The organism is Campylobacter sp. BCW_6463, assembly GCF_001762785.1.
Taxonomy (GTDB): Bacteria; Campylobacterota; Campylobacteria; order Campylobacterales; family Campylobacteraceae; genus Campylobacter_D; species Campylobacter_D jejuni.
Map to the genome: position 1 here is coordinate 1 of NZ_MJXL01000011.1, position 423 is coordinate 423.

1 protein-coding gene is annotated in these 423 nt (G+C 30.7%); it reads left to right on the forward strand.

What is annotated here, in order from left to right; genetic code table 11:
* On the forward strand, positions 1-423 hold a 423-nt coding region (locus AJ884_RS01435; protein ID WP_222545635.1), incomplete at both ends, for an ankyrin repeat domain-containing protein.

A 423-nucleotide genomic window follows, 5' to 3' on the forward strand; every position in this document is an offset into this window, starting at 1 on the left:
AATGATTGATTATTTTTTTAAAAAAGGATGTAAATTTGAAGTTTATGATGAACGAGGTGCCACTCCTTTGCATTCTTGGATATTGCTTGGTGATCCTGAGTCTGTAAATTCTTTAGAAGTGGCTTTACAATTTGGTGCTGATGTCAATATGAGAAGGATTGAAACAGAACATGAACATAGTTATATCGATGCAGGAAAAACCCTTTTACATATAGCTGCAACATCTGATAAAAAACCTATTGGAACTTGTTTGGAAATTTTGATCAAATATGGAGCTGATGTCAATGCTGCTAATTGCACTATCAATAAAACTAAAGATGATAAAATTGATTATTTTGAACCTAATACTCCATTAGATAAGGCTATTTCTTTTGGGATAAATAAAAATATAAAAATCTTAAAAAAAGCAGGTGCTAAGACTTG